The sequence below is a fragment of the Achromobacter sp. Marseille-Q4962 genome (assembly GCF_943737005.1).
Taxonomy (GTDB): Bacteria; Pseudomonadota; Gammaproteobacteria; order Burkholderiales; family Burkholderiaceae_B; genus Achromobacter.
On sequence record NZ_CALSFU010000046.1, the window covers coordinates 1 to 16,416 of the forward strand.

Here is a 16,416-nt window from a genome sequence, read left to right on the forward strand (position 1 = left end):
GGCGTGGAGCGGGGCAGGGTGGCGCTGGTCATGGTCGGGCCGCAAAAGCCCGTAATCTAGCAAGCGCTCATCTGCGCTGAAAGCGAATAAAAATGGAGGAAGTTATTCGCTTTGTGGAAACGAGCGGACGTCTGCGCCGCCCCCGCTCAGCCCGCGGGCAGCGCCAGCAGTTCGCCCATGCGCACCGGGCCCAGCACCGAGGGCGTGTCGGCCCAGCGCACCCGGCCCGGCCCGAACAGCACGATAACGGTCGAGCCCAGCCTGAAGCGGCCCATTTCCGCGCCCTTTTCGAGGTGGATGGGCGCGCGCGCGGTTTCGTCGTAGCGGATGCTGCGCACCCGCCGCTTGTGGGGAGTGACCAGGCCGGCCCAGACGGTTTCGATGGAAGCCACGATCATGGCGCCGACCAGCACGACGGCCATGGGGCCGTATTCGGTGTCGAAGATGCACACCACGCGCTCGTTGCGCGCGAACAGGCGGGGCACGTTGCGCGCGGTGAGGGGGTTCACCGAAAACAGGCGGCCCGGCACATGGACCATTTCGCGCAGCGTGCCGGCCACCGGCATGTGTACGCGGTGGTAATCGCGCGGCGACAGGTACACCGTGGCGAACTGCCCGCCCTGGAAAGGTTCGGCGCGGGCCGCGTCGCCGCCCAGCAGGTCGGCCAGGCCGTAGCTGTGGCCTTTGGCCTGGAAGATGCGGCCATGCTCGATGGCGCCCATCTGGCTGATGGCGCCGTCGGCCGGGCAGAGCACGGCGCCGGGCAGGTCGTCGAGCGGGCGCGCGTCGGGCTTGAGCGCGCGCGTGAAGAATTCGTTGAAGCTCGGGTAGGCCAGCGCGTCTTCTTGCTCGGCCTCGCGCATATCGACCTGATAGCGGCGCACGAAGCGCGAGATCATCCAGTTCTTGACCGCGGGTTCCCGGCAGTCGGCGGCGTATCCGAACAGCCGCGACACCAGGTGGTGAGGCGCGAGATACTGGCTGGCGAGGAAGAGTTGGTCTTTGATTGGCATCGAGGGCCCTGAAAAAGCGCGTCCCGCATGCAGCGGGACGTGGTTGCAGCGCGCCGTGCCTGGCCGCGGCGCGTTCGATCGGCGGCATTGTAACCGTACTGGCGCGGCTGGGAACTCAGAATTTTCCGATGGCCTCGGCCAGCGCGATCAGGCGCTCGGCCTCGCGCGCGTGCAGATTCTCGACCAGCGCGCCGTCCACCACGGCCACGCCCTGGCCGGCCGCCTGGGCCGCGCGCCAGGCCAGCAGCCGCTTGCGGGCGAGCGCGACCTCGGCGCCGGACGGCGCGAAGGCGGCGTTGGCCGGCGCGATCTGGCGCGGATGGATCAAGGTCTTGCCATCGAAGCCGAGGTCGCGCCCCTGTTCGCAGGCCGCGGCCAGGCCGGCGTCGTCGTTCAGGTCGAGATGCACGCCGTCGAGCGCGGCCAGGCCATGCGCGCGCGCCGCCATCACGGCCAGCGAGCGCGCCAGCAGCGTTTCCTGGCGGCCGGGCGTGTGGCGGGCGTGCAGGTCTTTCACCAGATCGGACGTGCCCACCACGATGGCCGCCAGACGCGGGTGGCCGCAGGCAATGGCGTCCAGGCGCAGAAAGCCCAGCGGGGTTTCGGCCATGGCCCACAGCGGCAGCCCGGGCGGCGCGCCGGCCTCGTCCAGCGCGCGCGCCAGCGCATGCAGTTGGGCGGCATCTTCCACCTTGGGCAGCAGCACCGCGTCGGCGCCGGCCCCGGCGATGGCGCGCACGTCGTCGCGTCCCCAGGGGGTGTCCAGCGCATTGACCCGCACCACGCATTCGCGCCGCCCGTAGCCGCCCTGGCGCAGCGCTTGCGCGACGCGCTCGCGCGCCTGGGCCTTGGCGTCCGGCGCGACGGCGTCTTCGAGGTCGAGGATGAGGGCGTCGGCGTCCAGGCCGCGCGCCTTGTCCAGCGCGCGTTCGTTGGCGCTCGGCATGTAGAGGACGGAGCGGCGGGGGCGTATGGAGAGGGTCATCGGGAAAGGGGCATCGGACAGGGCTCGCGCCGCGCGCTCCGGCATCCGCCCTCGGGGCGGTCCGGAGCGCTCATGCCGACAGGCAGGACCGCGCGGCGGGTTGCGGGTTGGAAACGATCTCGACAGGCATGGTACACACATAGCCCACGCCGTACACGGTGCGTATGCCCATGTCGCCGCCGGCCAGGGCGCGCAGCTTGCGGCGCAGGCGGTGCACGTGGGCGTCCAGGCGGTGCGTGTCGTAGGACTGCGCGCTGGCGCCCAGCGCCTGCACCAGACGCAGCCGCGACAGGGGCAGCGGCGCGGCCTGGATCAGCGCGCCGAGCAGGCGGCATTCGGCTTCCGTGACGTCCACCACCACGTGCGAGGGCGATTGCAGCGTGCGCCGGGCGGGATCGAAGCGCCAGGGCGCGGCGTCGGCCGGCGCGGCGGGCGCGACGACGCGCAGGCGGCGCGCCAGAGCCACCAGCGTGGCGCCGAGTTCGGCCAGGTTGACGGGCTTGGTGAGGTAATGGTCGGCGCCCAGGCTCAGTCCGGAGATCTTGTCTTCGCTCAGCAGCCTGCCGGTGAGCATGACGATGCCCATGGAAGGATAGCGGGTGCGCAGTTGGGACACGCGCGCCAGCCCGTCGCCGTCGGGCAGCATCGCGTCCAGCACCAGGATGGCGGGCGTGACCGCGTGCAGCAGGCCCTCCAGTTCGGCCAGGGAGCCGGCGGTGAGCACCTGCGCGTCCAGCCCCAGGCCGTGCACGTACTCCGCGATGGTGTCGCGCCAGTCTTCGTGATCGTCGACGATGAGGATCGTCACGGCGCGGTCCGCAATCGCCGCGGACCGCGGGCCGCCGGAAGCGCCGCGCCTCGCGCCGGGGTTCGTGCTCGCGCCATGGACCGCACGGGCTCAGCGCGCCAGGTATTCCACGGGCACGTCGGCCGGCACCTTGCGCAGGCGGTCGCGCTCGATGCGCACCGCCGCGAACCGGGACTTGCGCGCCGCGGCGTTCTGCAGCAGCACCGACAGCACCGCGCCCTTGTCCTGGATCCAGCGCGTCTTGCCGCGCAGCAGCTTGACGGCATTGTCGACGGTGCCCAGGCGATACGTGGTGGCGTCGATCTGCACCGAGCGCTTGCCGTCGAAGGCGGCGGCCTCTTCTTCGGTGATGGCGGCGGCGTCGAGGTTGCTGCTTTCGAAATCGATGCGGTAGAGAAACTTGATGCCGGAGTGCGGGTCCTGGATGACGATGAGCTTGTCCGAGCCCGAGGCGTCCGACATCATCCCGATGACGGGCGACTCGACCAGTTGCTTGCCGCGCTGTTCCTCGGTGTAGATGAACACGGTCGGACGCTGGGCGCGGGCCGCTTGGGCGGGGGCAGGCGAAAGGGCAGACAGTGGCATGGCTTGAAAATGGATGCGCCGCGCGCGGGACGCGGCGGAAAGGACCCAGGGCCGCAGGAGCGGGTCCGATGGCTCAAGACATGCATGATACCAATTGTTTCATTGATGTGGCGCAGCATCGGCGCGCATTCGCGCCGGCCGGCGCCTTCCGGGCAGGACGGCCGCGCCGTTCGCGCCGGAGCAGGGGCGAACGGGCGGGCCCCGGCGCAAGGGCCGGGCAAGGACGGTCTGGCGTGGAAGAAAAGTCAGGCGTGCCGGGCCGCGCGGCGGCGCTGGCGCACCGCCTCGGCCAGCGCGCGCAGCACGGGCAGGGTCTGTGTCCAGCCCAGGCAGGCGTCGGTGATCGACACTCCATGACGCAGCGGTTCGCCGGGCTTGAGGTCCTGGCGGCCTTCTTCGAGGTTGCTCTCGATCATGACGCCGGTGATGCGGGCGTCGCCGCCGGCGATCTGCGCCGCCACGTCCTGGGCGACGTCGATCTGGCGCAGGTGCGACTTGTTGGAGTTGGCGTGCGAGCAGTCCACCATGACCTGCTCGCGCTGGCCGGCCTTGCGCAGCGCCGCGCAGCAGGCGTCGATGCTGGCGGCGTCGTAGTTGGGGCCCTGCTTGCCGCCGCGCAGGATGACGTGCGTGTCCTGGTTGCCGCGGGTTTCGAAGATGGCGGCCATGCCCATCTTGGTCATGCCCATGAAGGCATGGCGGGCGCTGGCGGCCACCATGGCGTCGGCGGCGATCTGCACGCCGCCGTCGGTGCCGTTCTTGAAGCCGAGCGGGCAGCTCAGGCCGGAACTGAGCTGGCGGTGGCTGGGGCTTTCGGTGGTGCGCGCGCCGATGGCGCCCCAGGCGATCAGGTCGGCGATGTACTGCGGGCTCAGCAGGTCGAGGAATTCGGTGGCGATGGGCAGGCCCAGCGCGCTGATGTCGAGCAGCAGCCCGCGCGCGCGGCGCAGGCCCTCGTTGATGCGGAAGCTGCCGTCCAGGCGCGGGTCGTTGATGTATCCCTTCCAGCCCACCGTCGTGCGAGGCTTCTCGAAGTAGACGCGCATGACCACGAGCAGTTCGCCGGAAAGCTCGTCGGCCGCGCCGCGCAGCAGGCGCGCGTATTCCATGGCCTGGTCGTGGTCGTGGATGGAACAGGGGCCCACCACGACCACCAGCCGGTCGTCGCGCCCGTGCAGCACGTCGGCGATGGCCGCGCGGCTGCGTTCCACCAGCGCCTGCGTTTCCCGGGGCACGGGAAGCTCGTCCTGCAGCAGCGCGGGCGAGATGAGCGGGCGCACCGCGCTGATGCGGGTGCCGTCGATACGGGTGGTGTCCGGGGAGGAATCGGCCGCGCCGACCTCGCGGTCGTGCAGGGGATCGTCGATGCGGGTCAAGAGGAGCTCCGTGCCGTGGCTGCGCAAAACCGCCATTATCGCACCTGCGGACGTGACACATCGGGGGACGGAGTCGGCTTTCGGGATGAGCGGGCGTCCGCGGAAGCCGGCGGCGCGGGGGCGGCGGCGTTAATCCGGATGGACCCGTGGGCGGCCCGCCGGCTCGCGGTTTGCGCGAATGTGCATTAACCCCGCGCGCAATCGGGGCTGGATGGCGGCGAGTTGACGTAGGATGCGGAAATCAAGTACAGCAGGCGGCCGCCCAAACCGGCATCGCCGATCGAGGGGATCCGTGAATGCCTAGACTGCGACCGCGCTTTGCCCGGCGGATACTCGTGCTCAACGACCACCCCGTGGAGCTTGCGCTATTCCAGAACATGCTGGCGGCCATGGGCTACCGGCGCGTCACCGCGGCAAGCGACGCGGCGGCGGCCGTTGCGGCGGTGGCGCGCCAGCCGCACGATGTCGTCATCAGCGACATCGCGACCGGCATTGCGGGCAGCGCGAGCCTGCTGACCGAGCTGCGCGGCATGGGCCGCGTGCCGCCGGTGATCTGGACCAGCGGGCTGGGCGAGGAGTTGCTGCAATCGCATGTGAGGCTTGCGCTGGAAGCGGGCAGCGCCTCGGTGCAGGCGCTGCCCATGCCGGTGTCGGCGGCCGTTTTGCAGGCGGCCATGGAGACGGCGCTCGAAAGCCTGGCGGCGTCTCAGGAGGCGGCGCCCGCGCCGCTGCAGCGGCGGGCGATGGAAACGGCCCTGCGCCGCGCCCTGCAGACGGGGGCGGGGTTCAGCGTGGTGCTGCAGCCGCAGGTGGATCTGCGCACGGGGCGGGTCGTCGCGGCCGAGGCGCTGTCGCGCTGGCGCCACCGCACGCTGGGCGAGGTGCCGCCCGCGGACTTCGTGGCGGCGGCGCACCGGCTGGGGCTGGACGGACGGCTGTTCGAGCGGGTGGTCGACGCGGCGGCCGGCGTGCTGGTTCCGCTGCATGCCGAGGGCCTGGCGGTTCCGGTCGCGGTGAATGCCTCGGCGTCCACGCTGTGCGATCCGGCGCTGCCCGCCATGCTGGAGCGGCGCATGGCCCGGGCCGGCCTGCCCGCGCGCCTCATCAAGATCGAGCTGACCGAAGACGAGCCGGTGGGCGACTGGGTGGTGCTGTCCTCGGCCCTCAACCTGCTGCGGGTGCGGGGCTTCGAGCTGGCGATGGACGATTTCGGCGCGGGCATCGCCTCGATGCGGCTGTTCTCCGCGATGCCGTTCACTGAACTGAAGATAGACCGCGAGTTCATCGTCCACATGCATCGCGACGCCGCCTCGCGCGCGGTGGTGGCCGCGGCGATCGACATGGGCCGTTCGCTGGGCAGGCGCGTCGTCGCCGAGGGCGTGGAGCAGGAGCGCGACCTGGCCCTGCTGCGCGAGCTGGGCTGCGACGCGGCCCAGGGCTACGCGATCGCGCGGCCGCTGGCCCCGCGGGACTTCGTGGATTTCTGCCGCGCCTACAGTCCGTAGACGTCCACGTCGCCCGGGTATTCCACGGCGAACTTCAGCGTGGCCTCGCGCGATTCTCCCGGCGCGAGTTTCCAGTGCCACGCGATCCGCCCGTCGGCCTCGCGCCGCGCATCCTGGGCCGAGGGCGCCAGCACCTTGACCGCGATGCGCTCGTTGCGCGAGACGGGGATACTGTCGCGGAATTCCAGCGTTTCCGCGCTCTGCTTGTGGTTGCGGACGGTGTAGCGGTACTCGTAGGTAACTCGCCGGCCGCTGCCGGAAAAACCCGTGTTCTCGGTATAGCGGCTGACGAGCTTGCGCTCGATGGCGATGCCATCGTCCGCGCCCATCGCCAGGTCCAGCTTTTCGCCGGGCATCACGGTCTTGAGCGCGCCGGCGGCGACAAAGGCATCGCCCAGGAACGTGTTGAGCGGTCCGGCCAGCAGCGGGTAGCCCGTGCTGTTTTCCGCCTGCGCCGAGAGGTAGGCGGTTTCGCGCAGGCCCGGCGTGGCGCGGTAGACCAGCGTGGCGGGCAGGGTGGCCGTGGCGATGGCCACGCGCTGCGCGCTGTCGTCCGAGGGCAGGCTGGCGGGGGCCTGGATGCGGAAGGCGGCGCTGGTGGCCGCGTTTTCGAGCTGGGCGGTGGCGGCTTCGGCTTCGAGCGGTTCGTCGGCGGCCGAGGCCGTTCCGGCCGCTTCGGCGGCTTCTTCCAGCCGGGCCTGCCCGAAGGCCCGCGGGCGCGAGGCGGCCGGCGCGGGGCGGGGCGCCGGCGGCTGCGGCGCAGCCACGTCGACGATCCAGGCGCGCGGCTCGGGCGCAGCCCCGCCCAGCGACGGCCGGGCGGTGGAGAGCGTGAGCCGCACCTGGTTCCAGTCTTCGCCCGTATGCTGGCGGACCACGCCGAAATATCCGAGCTGCACCGTGCGCTGCGCCGGCTGCAGGCGGGCGTCGTAGGCCGGGGTCCAGCGCGCTTCGCGCACGGCGTAGGCCAGCTTCACCTCCACCTTGGAGGACTCGGCCAGGCGCAGCCGCAGCACGGCGGTCTTGCTGGCGCGCTGCCGGTCGCGCTGGCTCTCGATCTGCGCGGCCAGCGCATCGCGCCGGCGTTCCAGCTCGCCGCGCCGGGCCGCCACGTCGCGCAGGCCGGACAGGGCGCGCGCAAGCGCGTCGGCGCTCAGCGATTGCAGCGTCCTGAAGTCCTGCTCCGTCGGGCGCGGCGCGCCCTGGCCGGCGTCGGTGGCGCCGCGTTGCATCAGCAGCACCAGTTCGCGCTGGTTGTCGAGCACGGCCTTTTCGTCGTCCAGGGCCGCGAGTTTCGCGTCCACGCCGCGCAATTCCTCTTCCAGCGCGCGCACGCGCGGGTTCGGCGCGCCGGCCGGATAGGCATTGCGCACCTGCACGTCGATCAGCGTGGCGGGCGCGGCGGCGCGGGCGCTGGCCTGCACCGAGCTCTCCTGCAGCCCGGCGGGCAGGTTCTCGAGTTCGAGCTCGTGCTCGCCCGCGGAGAGCTGGGCCGAGGCGAGACGCGTGACCACCGCGCGGTCCGGGTAGACCGTGACTTCGGAAATGGACGAGGGCAGCGCGACGGCGGCGGCCATGCCCGGCAGCGCCGCCACGGCGAGGGTGAGGAGCGTACGGTTCAAGGGGGTGCCTTTTGCGGAGAACGGGACGGCGGCCACTGTAAGGGGGAAGCGGGCGGGGCGTTTTACAGAAGGTGACAAGACCGGCGCAAACACGACAAGCCGGGCCGCAATGCGCCCGGCGCGGGACCGGCGGCGCGCCGAACCGGGCGGGCTGGCGCCTCAGGCCGGGGCCGGGTGCGCCAGCCCGCGCATCAGCGTCACCGCGTTGGCGGCGGCCGCGCTGCGGTCATGGCGGCGATAGGCCATATCCAGCAGCGCATGCGGCGCGTCGCCCCGGATGGGCCGGTACTCCACGCCCTCGGCGCCCATGTGGCGCATGGCCGCGGGCACGATGGAAATGCCCACGCCGGCGGCGACCAGGCTGACGATGGAGGCCATCTGCGGCGCTTCCTGGATGACGCGCGGCGAGAAGCCCGCCCGCTGGCAGGCCGAGAGAATCGCGTCGTACAGCCCCGCGCCGATGGGCCGCGGGTAGAGCACGAAATCCTCGCCCGCCAGCGCCTTCATGGGCACGGCGCGCTTGCGGCCCAGCGGATGGCCGGGCGGCAGCGCCACCAGCATGGGCTCGTCCAGCACCCGCTCGGCGGCGAATTCCGGGTCCGGCGCATAGGGCGGCCGCACGAAGGCCACGTCCACGTCGCCCGCGCGCAGGCTGCGCAGCAGGCTCTGCGTGGTGGATTCGGTGAGCGAAATGCGTACGCCGGGGTAGCGGTCGCGGTAGGCGCGGATGGCGCTGGGCAGGTAGGGGTGGAACACCGCCGAAGCCGTGAAGCCGATGGTGACGGCTCCTTCTTCGCCGCGCCCCAGCCGGCGGGCCGTGTCCACCGCGCGCTCGGCGCCGGCGAGGATGGCGCGCGCGTCTTCGAGGAAACGCGCGCCGGCCTCGGTGAGCGCGATGCCGCGCGGCAGCCGCAGGAAAAGGGGCGTGCCGATCTCGCGCTCCAGTTGCTGGATCTGCTGGCTCAGGGGCGGCTGGCCGATGCCCAGGCGGGCCGCGGCGCGCGTGAAGTGCAGCTCCTCCGCCACGGTGACGAAATAGCGCAAATGCCGAAGTTCCATCTTTTTTAAATATAGTCAAAGGTACTTTCATATATTGGACATATGCAGGAGAAAGGTCTACCTTTATTCGCAAGGCGGGCCGGCTGCGCGCCCGCCGATCACGAGACTTTTCCCATGGCTGTTTCCCTACCCGATTCCTCTTCCTCCGCGTCCCACGCGCCGGCGGCCGGCCTGCTGCGCCGCGGCTCGCCGGGCCTGCGCCGCGCCCAGTGGGCGCTGTTCGCCGCCGGTTTCTCCACGTTTTCGCTGCTGTATTGCGTACAGCCGCTCATGCCGCTCTTCACCCATGCCTTCCAGGTGTCGCCCGCTCAGAGCAGCCTGGCGCTGTCGCTGTGCACGGGCCTGCTGGCCCTGGCCATTTTCGCGGTGGGCCTGTTTTCGCAGTCGCTGCCGCGCAAGCGCACCATGGCGTTCTCGCTGGCGGTTTCGGCGGCGCTGGGCACGGCCGCCGCGGCGGCGCCCGACTGGCACAGCCTGCTGGCGCTGCGCGCCCTGCAGGGGCTGGCCATGGGCGGCGTGCCCGCAGTCGCCATGGCCTACCTGGCCGAGGAGGTCGAGCCCGACACGCTGGGCTTCGTCATGGGCCTGTACATCAGCGGCAGCGCCTTTGGCGGCCTGTCGGGGCGGGTCGTCACCGGCCTGGTGTCGGACCACTTCGGCTGGCGCGCGGCCATGGGCGCGCTGGGCGTGCTGGGTATCGTGGCGGCCCTGCTTTTCATCTGGCTGCTGCCGGCATCGCGCGGCTTTACGCCGCACCGCGGCGACGGCTGGGCGGGCGTGCTGCAGGACGTGCGCCAGGGCGTGTCGGCCCACCTGCGCAACGGTCCGCTGTGCGCCCTGTTCGCGCTGGGCGGGCTGCTGATGGGCGCATTCGTCACGGTATACAACTACGTGGGCTTCCGGCTGCTGGCGCCGCCGTTTTCGCTTTCGCAGACGTTCATCGGCTCGATCTTCGTGGTCTACCTGGTGGGCATCTTCGCCTCGACCTTCTTCGGCCGCATGGCCGACCGGCACGGGCGCGGCGCCATGCTCACGGCAGCCTCGTGCCTTGCGCTGGCGGGCCTGCTGCTCACGCTGTCCGACTCGCTGCCGGTGCTGGTCCTGGGCATCGTGGTGTTCACGTTCGGTTTCTTCGCCGCGCATGCGGTGGCCAGCGGCTGGGTGGGGCACATGGCGCGGGGCTACAAGGCGCTGGCCGCCTCGCTCTACCTGCTGGTGTACTACGTGGGTTCCAGCGTGCTGGGCGCGCTGGGCGGCAAGTTCTGGGCCGGCCTGGGCTGGGCCGGCGTGGCCGCCCTGTGCGGGGCGCTGCTGGCGGCGGCGCTGGCCGTGAGCCTGTGCCTGTACCGCCGAGGCCGGCGCGTGTCCGTGGCGCCGGCCGCGCCGGGCGCCGCGACGCGGGCGGGTTGATGATAAAAGCAAGCATTCTCATTTATAATCGCGCTCATGCCTGAAGCCGCCCCGGTCCCGCGGGCGGTTTTTTCCCGCCCTCGAGGTCCGCGATGCCTTCTTCCCAGGATCTTTTCTCCCTCCAGCGCGAGCACGCCGCGCTGCTCGCCGCCTATGGCCAGGCCCAGAACCATTGCAGCAGGCTGCTCGGCGAACAGGCGGCGCGCATCGCGCGGCTGGAGGCCGAGCTGATGCGTCAGCGCGCCGCCTTCGTCGTCGCCCAGACCGCGCTGGCCTGGGAGCGCGAAGACCGCGCCGCCCTGGAACGCGCGATTCCCGGGCTGCCCCGGCGCATGGCGCTGGCCCGCCGCGTGCAGCAGCTCATGGAGCGCGTGCAGCAGCTGATGCGCGAACGCCTCTCGTGGCAGGACTGGGCCGCCTCGCACCGCCTGCATCAGGAAGCGCGCATGCGGGCCCGCGCGCACCGGCCTGCGCCGGCGGCGGTTCCGGCCGCCGCGCCGGCGGTCATGGCGCTGAAGTCCAAATCCGTGCTGTGCGTGGGCGCGGACGACATGGCCCTCATGCTGACGCGCAAGGTGGTCGAGATGGCGGGCGGCCGCTATCTGGCGCACACCGGAGAGAGCGACGGCGAGGCGCTGGAGGCCAGCCTGGTGGCGGCCGACCTCGTCATCTGCCAGACGGGCTGCGTGAGCCACGGCGCCTATTGGCGCGTGCGCGATCACTGCGCGCGCACCGGTAAGCAGTGCGTGCTGGTGGACAAGCCCGAGGCGCTCTCGGCGCTGCACCTCGGAACCGCCGAGGCCGCCACGCGCTGACCCCGGGTGTTCCAGGACGCGCCGATGTTACGGCGCGTTGCCGTTGTAGCATCTGGAGCGTCTCGCGCGCGGCCAAGCCGTTTTACGCTGGCGTCAGAGAGGACTGTGGAAATTTCCATACATGCTGACCAAGCGAGACCGGGTGGCCAACCCGTGGACCGACACGCTCGCGCGCCTCGAAGACGAGCGCATCATGCTGCAGCGCATCGCGGAGGGGATGCCGCTGGCCGAGGTGCTGGAGCACATGCTGCACGCCATCGAGGCCCAGTCCAGCACCGAATTGCTGGCTTCCATCATGCTGACGGACGCGGGCGGCGCGCGGCTGCGCCACGGCGCGGCTCCCAGTCTGCCGGCCGTTTTCAACGCGGCGGTGGATGACGTGCCCATCGGCCCGCAATCGGCCTCGCCCGGACTGGCGGCGCATACGGGCTGCCCTGTGTACGCGGAGGACATCTCTTCGCATCCGGCCTGGAACGGCTGGCGCAGCCTGGCGCTGGCGCACGGGCTGCGCGCCTGCTGGTCTACGCCGATCAAGGCGCCCGACGGCCGCGTGCTGGGAGTGCTGTCCAATTACTACCGCGAGCCGCGCCGGCCCTCGGCGCATGACGTCGACGCCATCGCGCTGGTGACGCGCAGCGCGGCGCTGGCCATCGAGCGCCACCGCACCGACCAGGCCCTGCGCCAGGGCGGCGAACGCTGGCGGGCCATGTTCGAGGGCATGCAGGAGGCGTTTTTTCTGAGCGAGGCCTTGCGCAACGACGCGGGGCAGGTGGTGGATTTCCGCTTTCTGGAGGTCAACCCCGCTTTCGAGCGGCAAAGCGGCATGAAAGAGGGCGATACGCTGGGCCATACCCTGCGCGAGATGATCCCCGGCGTGCCGGGGCAGATCATGGAAACCTTCGCCCAGGTGGTCGAGACGGGCGAGCCGGCCCAGTTCGAATTCGCCGTGCCGGCGCCGCGCGAGGCCTGGTACGAAGCGCGGGTGCGCAAGGCGGGCGCCGAACGCATTCTGGCGCTGTTCCTCGACGTGACGGCGCGCAAGGCGGCCGAGGCCGAACTCTGGGAAGGACAGCACCGCAAGAATTTCCTGCTCGCGCTGGGCGACCGCATGCGGGAGCTGCATCACCAGTCCGCCATCGAGCGCACCGCCTGCGAAGCCCTGGCCCAGCACCTGGCGCTGGGCCAGGCGGCGGTGCTGGACTGGCCCGGAGAGGGCGCCCCGCCTTCGGTGACGACGAGCTGGCGCGCGCCCGGCGCGCCCGAGCTCGATCCGGGCAGCCTGGACGAAGAGTTTTACGCGGCCATGCGCAAGGGGCGCACCGCTTCGCTGCAGGGCCCGGACGCGGACCGGGGCGCGGCGCGCGCCGCGCCGTGGGCGGTGGCGGTGCCCATGCGGCGGTGGGGCCGCGCGACCGGGGCGCTGCTCGCCTGCCGGGGGCCGGGCAGCCGTTTCAAGGCCGGCGACATCGCGTTCATGGAAGAAGTGGCCGAGCGCATGTGCGATGCGGTGGAACGCTCGCATTATGCGCGCATGCTGGAGCAGCGGGTGGAAGACGCGATTGCCGAGCGCGACCGCATCTGGCGGCTGTCGCCGGAGCTGCTGGCGGTGGCCGACGGTCAGGGCCGCTTCGTGAGCGTGAACCCGGCCGTCAAGCCCATCCTGGGCTGGACGCCGGAGCAGTTCCTGGCCATGGGGCTGGCCGAGCTGGTGCATCCGGAAGACTACGACGCCTCGCGCGCGGCGCTCACCCGGGCGGCGCGCAGCGAGCCGGCGCAGGGCCCCAGACACCTGGAGAACCGCCTGAAGACCCGCGAGGGCGGGTACCGCTGGATTACCTGGAGCATGTCGTGGGCGCAGGACGGCCTCTACATGACCGGCCGCGACGACACCGATCTCAAGGTGCAGGCCGAGATGCTGCGCGAAACCGAGCAGGCGCTGCGCCAGGCGCAGAAAATGGAGGCGGTGGGCAGGCTGACCGGCGGCATCGCCCACGACTTCAACAATATGCTGCAGGGCATTTCGGGCGCGTTGTACCTCATCGAGCGCAAGCTGGCCGCCGGCGCGCCGGAGCAGGCGCAGCGCTTCGTCAATGTGGCCAAGGATTCGGCCAGCCGCGCCGCCCACCTCACGCAGCGCCTGCTCACGTTTTCGCGGCGCCAGCCCATCGACCCCAAGCCGGTGGACGTGGCCGCTACCCTGCAGTCGATGGCCGATCTCTTCCGGCGCTATACGGGCGAGAGCGTGTCGCTGGAGTTCGACCTGGCGCCCGGGCTGTGGACCGTGCGCTGCGACAAGAACCAGTTCGAGAACGCCATGCTCAATCTGGTCATCAACGCCTGCGACGCCATGCCGGGCGGCGGCGTGCTGACCGTGTCGGCCGCGAACACGCGGCTGGACGGTCCGCAACTGCGCCAGAGCCCGGGCATGCGCGACGGCGAGTTCGTCGCGGTGTGCGTGAAGGACGTGGGCTGCGGCATGACGCCGGACGTGCTGGCGCACGCCTTCGACCCCTTCTTCACCACCAAGCCGCTGGGCGAGGGCACGGGGCTGGGGCTGTCCATGATCTACGGCTTTGCCAAGCAGGCGGGCGGCGTCGTCATGCTGGACAGCGAAGTCGGCGTGGGCACTTCCGTGCGGCTCTACCTGCCGCGCCTGGACGGGGCGCCGGCGGATCTGCCCCGGGCATCCGAGGAACCAGGGCCGCGTCCCGGCCAGGCGCGCAAGGCCCTGGTCGCGCTGGTGGAAGACGATGCCAACGTGCGCGACATGGTGCGCGAGTGCCTGGCGGAACTGGGCATGCGGGTGCTGGCCGCCGGCGACGGGGAGGCGGGGCTGGAACTCGTGCAGCGCACCCCGGGCATCGACTTGCTGGTGACGGACGTGGGGCTGCCCGGGCTCAACGGGCGGCAGTTGGCCGACGCGGCGCGGGCGGCGCATCCCGGCCTGAAGGTGCTGCTCATGACGGGCTATGCCGAAAGTGCGGCGAGCGACAAGGGGTTTCTCGCGCCGGGCATGGAACTCATCGTCAAGCCCTTTGCGCTGGATGCGCTGGGAGCCCGGGTGCAGCGCATGCTGACTTCGGGCGGCGGCCCGGAGCGGGCGGAAGGATTGCAGGAGAGGTAAAAATTTCCCGGCGCCCCGCGCCTGGCCGGGCGGGGCGGGGGCCGGTTCCCGGGCATGGGCCTTGCGGAAAAGAGGGCGCATTCCATCCTTCATCTTTCAAGGAGCCCACGCATGAAGATCCGAGCCTTCAGCAGCGCGCTCGCGCTGGCCGCCGGCCTGGCCTGCGGCGCGGCGCAGGCGCAGTCCGCCGCTCCCACCACGCCCTCGACCACGCCCAACGACAGCACGGGCGCCCAGCCCAACCGGCCATTGCCGGCCGGGCAGCCGGCCCCGGCGCCCAGCGCCAATCCCTCGACGGCCACGACGCCGCCCCGGCTGGACCAGGGCAGCGGCCAGGACGGGCATCACATGCGGTCGGACCGCCATGCGGGCCAGATGCCGCATCGCCAGCGCGAAGCCAACGACAACGTGCCGGCCACGCCGTCGGGCGGCGCGGCGCCGCCTCCGGGATACCCCAATACGGGCGGGTCCCAGTGAACCCGGCCAGCAGCGGCGCGCCTGCGGAATCGGGCGCGCCACCGGCTCGCGGCTGGCGTGCCCTATTGCTGGCGGCGCAGTTCGGCCGGGGGCAGCCGGAGCTGGCCGCGGTATTTGGAGACGGTGCGGCGCGCGAGGAGGATGCCGCTGGCGGCGAGTTGCCGGGCGAGGGCGACGTCCGAAAGGGGCATGGCGGGGTCTTCGCCGTCTATCAATTCCTTGATGAGCGCCCGCACCGCGGCGGCGGAGCAGGTGCCGCCGGATTCGGTGGCCAGTTCACGCGAAAAGAAGTGGCGGAATTCGAACACGCCGCGCGGCGTCACCATGTATTTGCCCACGGTGGCGCGCGAAACGGTGGACTCGTGCATTTCCAGGTCGTCGGCCACTTCGCGCAGCATGAGGGGCCGCAGGGCGACTTCGCCGTATTCGAAGAAGCGCTGCTGGCGTCTTACGATGGCTTCGGCCACGCGCTGGATGGTGGTGTAGCGCTGCTCCACGTTGCGCACCAGCCACCGCGCTTCCTGCAGCTCCTGCGCCATGGGGCTGCGATCGTCCAGCCGCGCGCGGCGGAACAGATCGGCATAGGCCTGGTGCAGCCGCGCCTGGGGCATGGCGCGGCGGTTGGGCAGCACGCGCCAGCGGGCCTGCCATTTGTCCACGAATACGTCGGGCACCACATAGGCCGGCGCTTCGTCGCTGTAGCGCCGGCCCGGCTTGGGATCCAGGCCGCGGATCAGCGCGCAGGCCCCGCGCAGGGCGTCGGCCTCGCAGCCCAGCGCGCGGCGCAGGCCGGCGCTGTCGTTGCGCGCCAGGCGGTCGAGGTGTTCGCGCACAATGCGCAGCGCGAGTTCGCGCCTGGCGGCCGGCACGCCGGGCGCGGCCGCCAGTTGCAGGGCGAGGCACTCGGACAGGTCGCGCGCGGCCAGGCCGGGCGCGTCCAGCTGCTGGACCAGCCGCAGGGCCGCCATCCATTCGTGTTCGTCGGGCGGCGGCGAGAACCCGGCGGCGGCGTCGCACAGTGCGTCCAGCGGCGTGCGCAGGTAACCGTCGTCGTCCAGCGCGTCGATGATGAATTCGGCCATCAGCCGGTCGCGCGGCTGCAGGCGATAGTTGCCGAGCTCGCGCGAGAGCCGTTCATGCATGGAAACCGAGGCGCTGGCCCACTGCCCCAGATCCTGCGCCGCGCCGTCGCCGGCCGGGCGCACGGGGTAGTCGCCGGAGTAGGCGGGGGCTTCGGGCGCCTCGGGCGCGGCCGGTTCGGCCGCAGGCGCGGAAGCGGCCGGCGGCGCGGCGGAGTCGGCGCGGGCGGCGTCCCCGGCCCGCGGCTCGCCCGCGTCTTCGCTTTCCTCCACTTCTTCCAGGAAAGGATTGCTGGCCAGGGCCTGCTGGATCGCCGTGGTGAATTCCAGGGCGGTCATCTGCAGCAGCTTGACGGACTGCTGCAAGCGGGGCGCCAGGGTCATCTGCTGGCGCAGGCGCAATTCCTGCATCGGGTGGCCCAAGGGTTTCTCCTCTCTCGGGACCGCCGGAAAGGCGGCATCAACCAGATGGGTCATGCAAGATCCATGCCCGCCGGCGGGGCGGGGAGGGGCGGCCCGGGGGGGCGGCCGGCCGGGGCGGGGGTTTCAAACAGCCCG

At 71.5% G+C, this 16,416-nt stretch carries 13 protein-coding genes; 5 read left to right on the forward strand and 8 right to left on the reverse strand.

Annotated elements, in window-relative coordinates; genetic code table 11:
• Positions 1-146: 146 nt before the first annotated feature.
• The 5 genes from asd to NGJ44_RS22325 form a co-directional block, all read right to left on the reverse strand.
• The gene (gene asd, locus NGJ44_RS22305; protein WP_251865883.1) at positions 147-1,013 is read right to left on the reverse strand and encodes an archaetidylserine decarboxylase; all 867 of its coding nucleotides are present in this window, start codon (positions 1,011-1,013) and stop codon (positions 147-149) included.
• A gap of 115 nt (positions 1,014-1,128) precedes the next feature.
• Entirely contained in the window at positions 1,129-1,998 is an 870-nt protein-coding gene (locus tag NGJ44_RS22310; protein ID WP_251865885.1) for an HpcH/HpaI aldolase/citrate lyase family protein, read from the reverse strand.
• Positions 1,999-2,068: 70 nt separating this feature from the next.
• Positions 2,069-2,806 (reverse strand): response regulator transcription factor, encoded by a 738-nt coding sequence (locus NGJ44_RS22315; protein WP_251865887.1) that lies wholly within the window; start codon positions 2,804-2,806, stop codon positions 2,069-2,071.
• 90 nt (positions 2,807-2,896) lie between these two features.
• Entirely contained in the window at positions 2,897-3,391 is a 495-nt protein-coding gene (locus tag NGJ44_RS22320; RefSeq protein ID WP_251865889.1) for a hypothetical protein, read from the reverse strand.
• A 245-nt stretch (positions 3,392-3,636) separates the two neighbouring features.
• Complete coding sequence (locus NGJ44_RS22325; protein WP_251865890.1) at positions 3,637-4,767, reverse strand: 3-deoxy-7-phosphoheptulonate synthase; 1,131 nt, start codon at positions 4,765-4,767, stop codon at positions 3,637-3,639.
• A gap of 296 nt (positions 4,768-5,063) precedes the next feature.
• On the opposite strand from NGJ44_RS22325, the gene NGJ44_RS22330 reads away from it, so the two are divergent.
• On the forward strand, positions 5,064-6,272 hold the full coding sequence (locus tag NGJ44_RS22330) for an EAL domain-containing response regulator (protein WP_251865892.1): 1,209 nt from the start codon (positions 5,064-5,066) through the stop codon (positions 6,270-6,272).
• Here the strand turns inward: NGJ44_RS22330 and NGJ44_RS22335 are convergent.
• Entirely contained in the window at positions 6,260-7,894 is a 1,635-nt protein-coding gene (locus tag NGJ44_RS22335) for a mucoidy inhibitor MuiA family protein (RefSeq protein WP_353506970.1), read from the reverse strand. The two genes, NGJ44_RS22330 and NGJ44_RS22335, sit on opposite strands and share 13 nt — an antisense overlap.
• 159 nt (positions 7,895-8,053) lie before the next feature.
• On the reverse strand, positions 8,054-8,953 hold the full coding sequence (locus NGJ44_RS22340; RefSeq protein WP_251865894.1) for a LysR family transcriptional regulator: 900 nt from the start codon (positions 8,951-8,953) through the stop codon (positions 8,054-8,056).
• Positions 8,954-9,067: 114 nt separating this feature from the next.
• Between NGJ44_RS22340 and NGJ44_RS22345 the strand changes: the two genes are divergently transcribed.
• The 4 genes from NGJ44_RS22345 (at position 9,068) to NGJ44_RS22360 (ending at position 14,779) form a co-directional block, all read left to right on the forward strand.
• Positions 9,068-10,363: an MFS transporter gene (locus tag NGJ44_RS22345; protein ID WP_251865895.1), complete on the forward strand. Its 1,296-nt coding sequence runs from the start codon at positions 9,068-9,070 to the stop codon at positions 10,361-10,363.
• Positions 10,364-10,455: 92 nt separating this feature from the next.
• On the forward strand, positions 10,456-11,178 hold the full coding sequence (locus NGJ44_RS22350) for a DUF2325 domain-containing protein (RefSeq protein ID WP_251865896.1): 723 nt from the start codon (positions 10,456-10,458) through the stop codon (positions 11,176-11,178).
• Positions 11,179-11,299: 121 nt separating this feature from the next.
• Entirely contained in the window at positions 11,300-14,302 is a 3,003-nt protein-coding gene (locus NGJ44_RS22355; RefSeq protein WP_251865898.1) for a PAS domain-containing protein, read from the forward strand.
• Between the two features lie 111 nt (positions 14,303-14,413).
• Entirely contained in the window at positions 14,414-14,779 is a 366-nt protein-coding gene (locus NGJ44_RS22360) for a hypothetical protein (RefSeq protein WP_251865900.1), read from the forward strand.
• Between the two features lie 62 nt (positions 14,780-14,841).
• Here NGJ44_RS22360 and NGJ44_RS22365 read toward each other — a convergent pair whose 3' ends face one another.
• Positions 14,842-16,269: an RNA polymerase factor sigma-54 gene (locus NGJ44_RS22365; protein WP_251865904.1), complete on the reverse strand. Its 1,428-nt coding sequence runs from the start codon at positions 16,267-16,269 to the stop codon at positions 14,842-14,844.
• Between the last annotated feature and the right edge of the window lie 147 nt (positions 16,270-16,416).

Coding starts and splice junctions, on each gene's coding strand:
- asd (WP_251865883.1), bottom strand. CDS start 1,013: ATGCCAATCAAAGACCAACTCTTCCTCGCCAGCCAGTATCTCGCGCCT.
- NGJ44_RS22310 (WP_251865885.1), bottom strand. CDS start 1,998: ATGACCCTCTCCATACGCCCCCGCCGCTCCGTCCTCTACATGCCGAGC.
- NGJ44_RS22320 (WP_251865889.1), bottom strand. CDS start 3,391: ATGCCACTGTCTGCCCTTTCGCCTGCCCCCGCCCAAGCGGCCCGCGCC.
- NGJ44_RS22330 (WP_251865892.1), top strand. CDS start 5,064: ATGCCTAGACTGCGACCGCGCTTTGCCCGGCGGATACTCGTGCTCAAC.
- NGJ44_RS22340 (WP_251865894.1), bottom strand. CDS start 8,953: ATGGAACTTCGGCATTTGCGCTATTTCGTCACCGTGGCGGAGGAGCTG.
- NGJ44_RS22345 (WP_251865895.1), top strand. CDS start 9,068: ATGGCTGTTTCCCTACCCGATTCCTCTTCCTCCGCGTCCCACGCGCCG.
- NGJ44_RS22350 (WP_251865896.1), top strand. CDS start 10,456: ATGCCTTCTTCCCAGGATCTTTTCTCCCTCCAGCGCGAGCACGCCGCG.
- NGJ44_RS22355 (WP_251865898.1), top strand. CDS start 11,300: ATGCTGACCAAGCGAGACCGGGTGGCCAACCCGTGGACCGACACGCTC.
- NGJ44_RS22360 (WP_251865900.1), top strand. CDS start 14,414: ATGAAGATCCGAGCCTTCAGCAGCGCGCTCGCGCTGGCCGCCGGCCTG.
- NGJ44_RS22365 (WP_251865904.1), bottom strand. CDS start 16,269: ATGCAGGAATTGCGCCTGCGCCAGCAGATGACCCTGGCGCCCCGCTTG.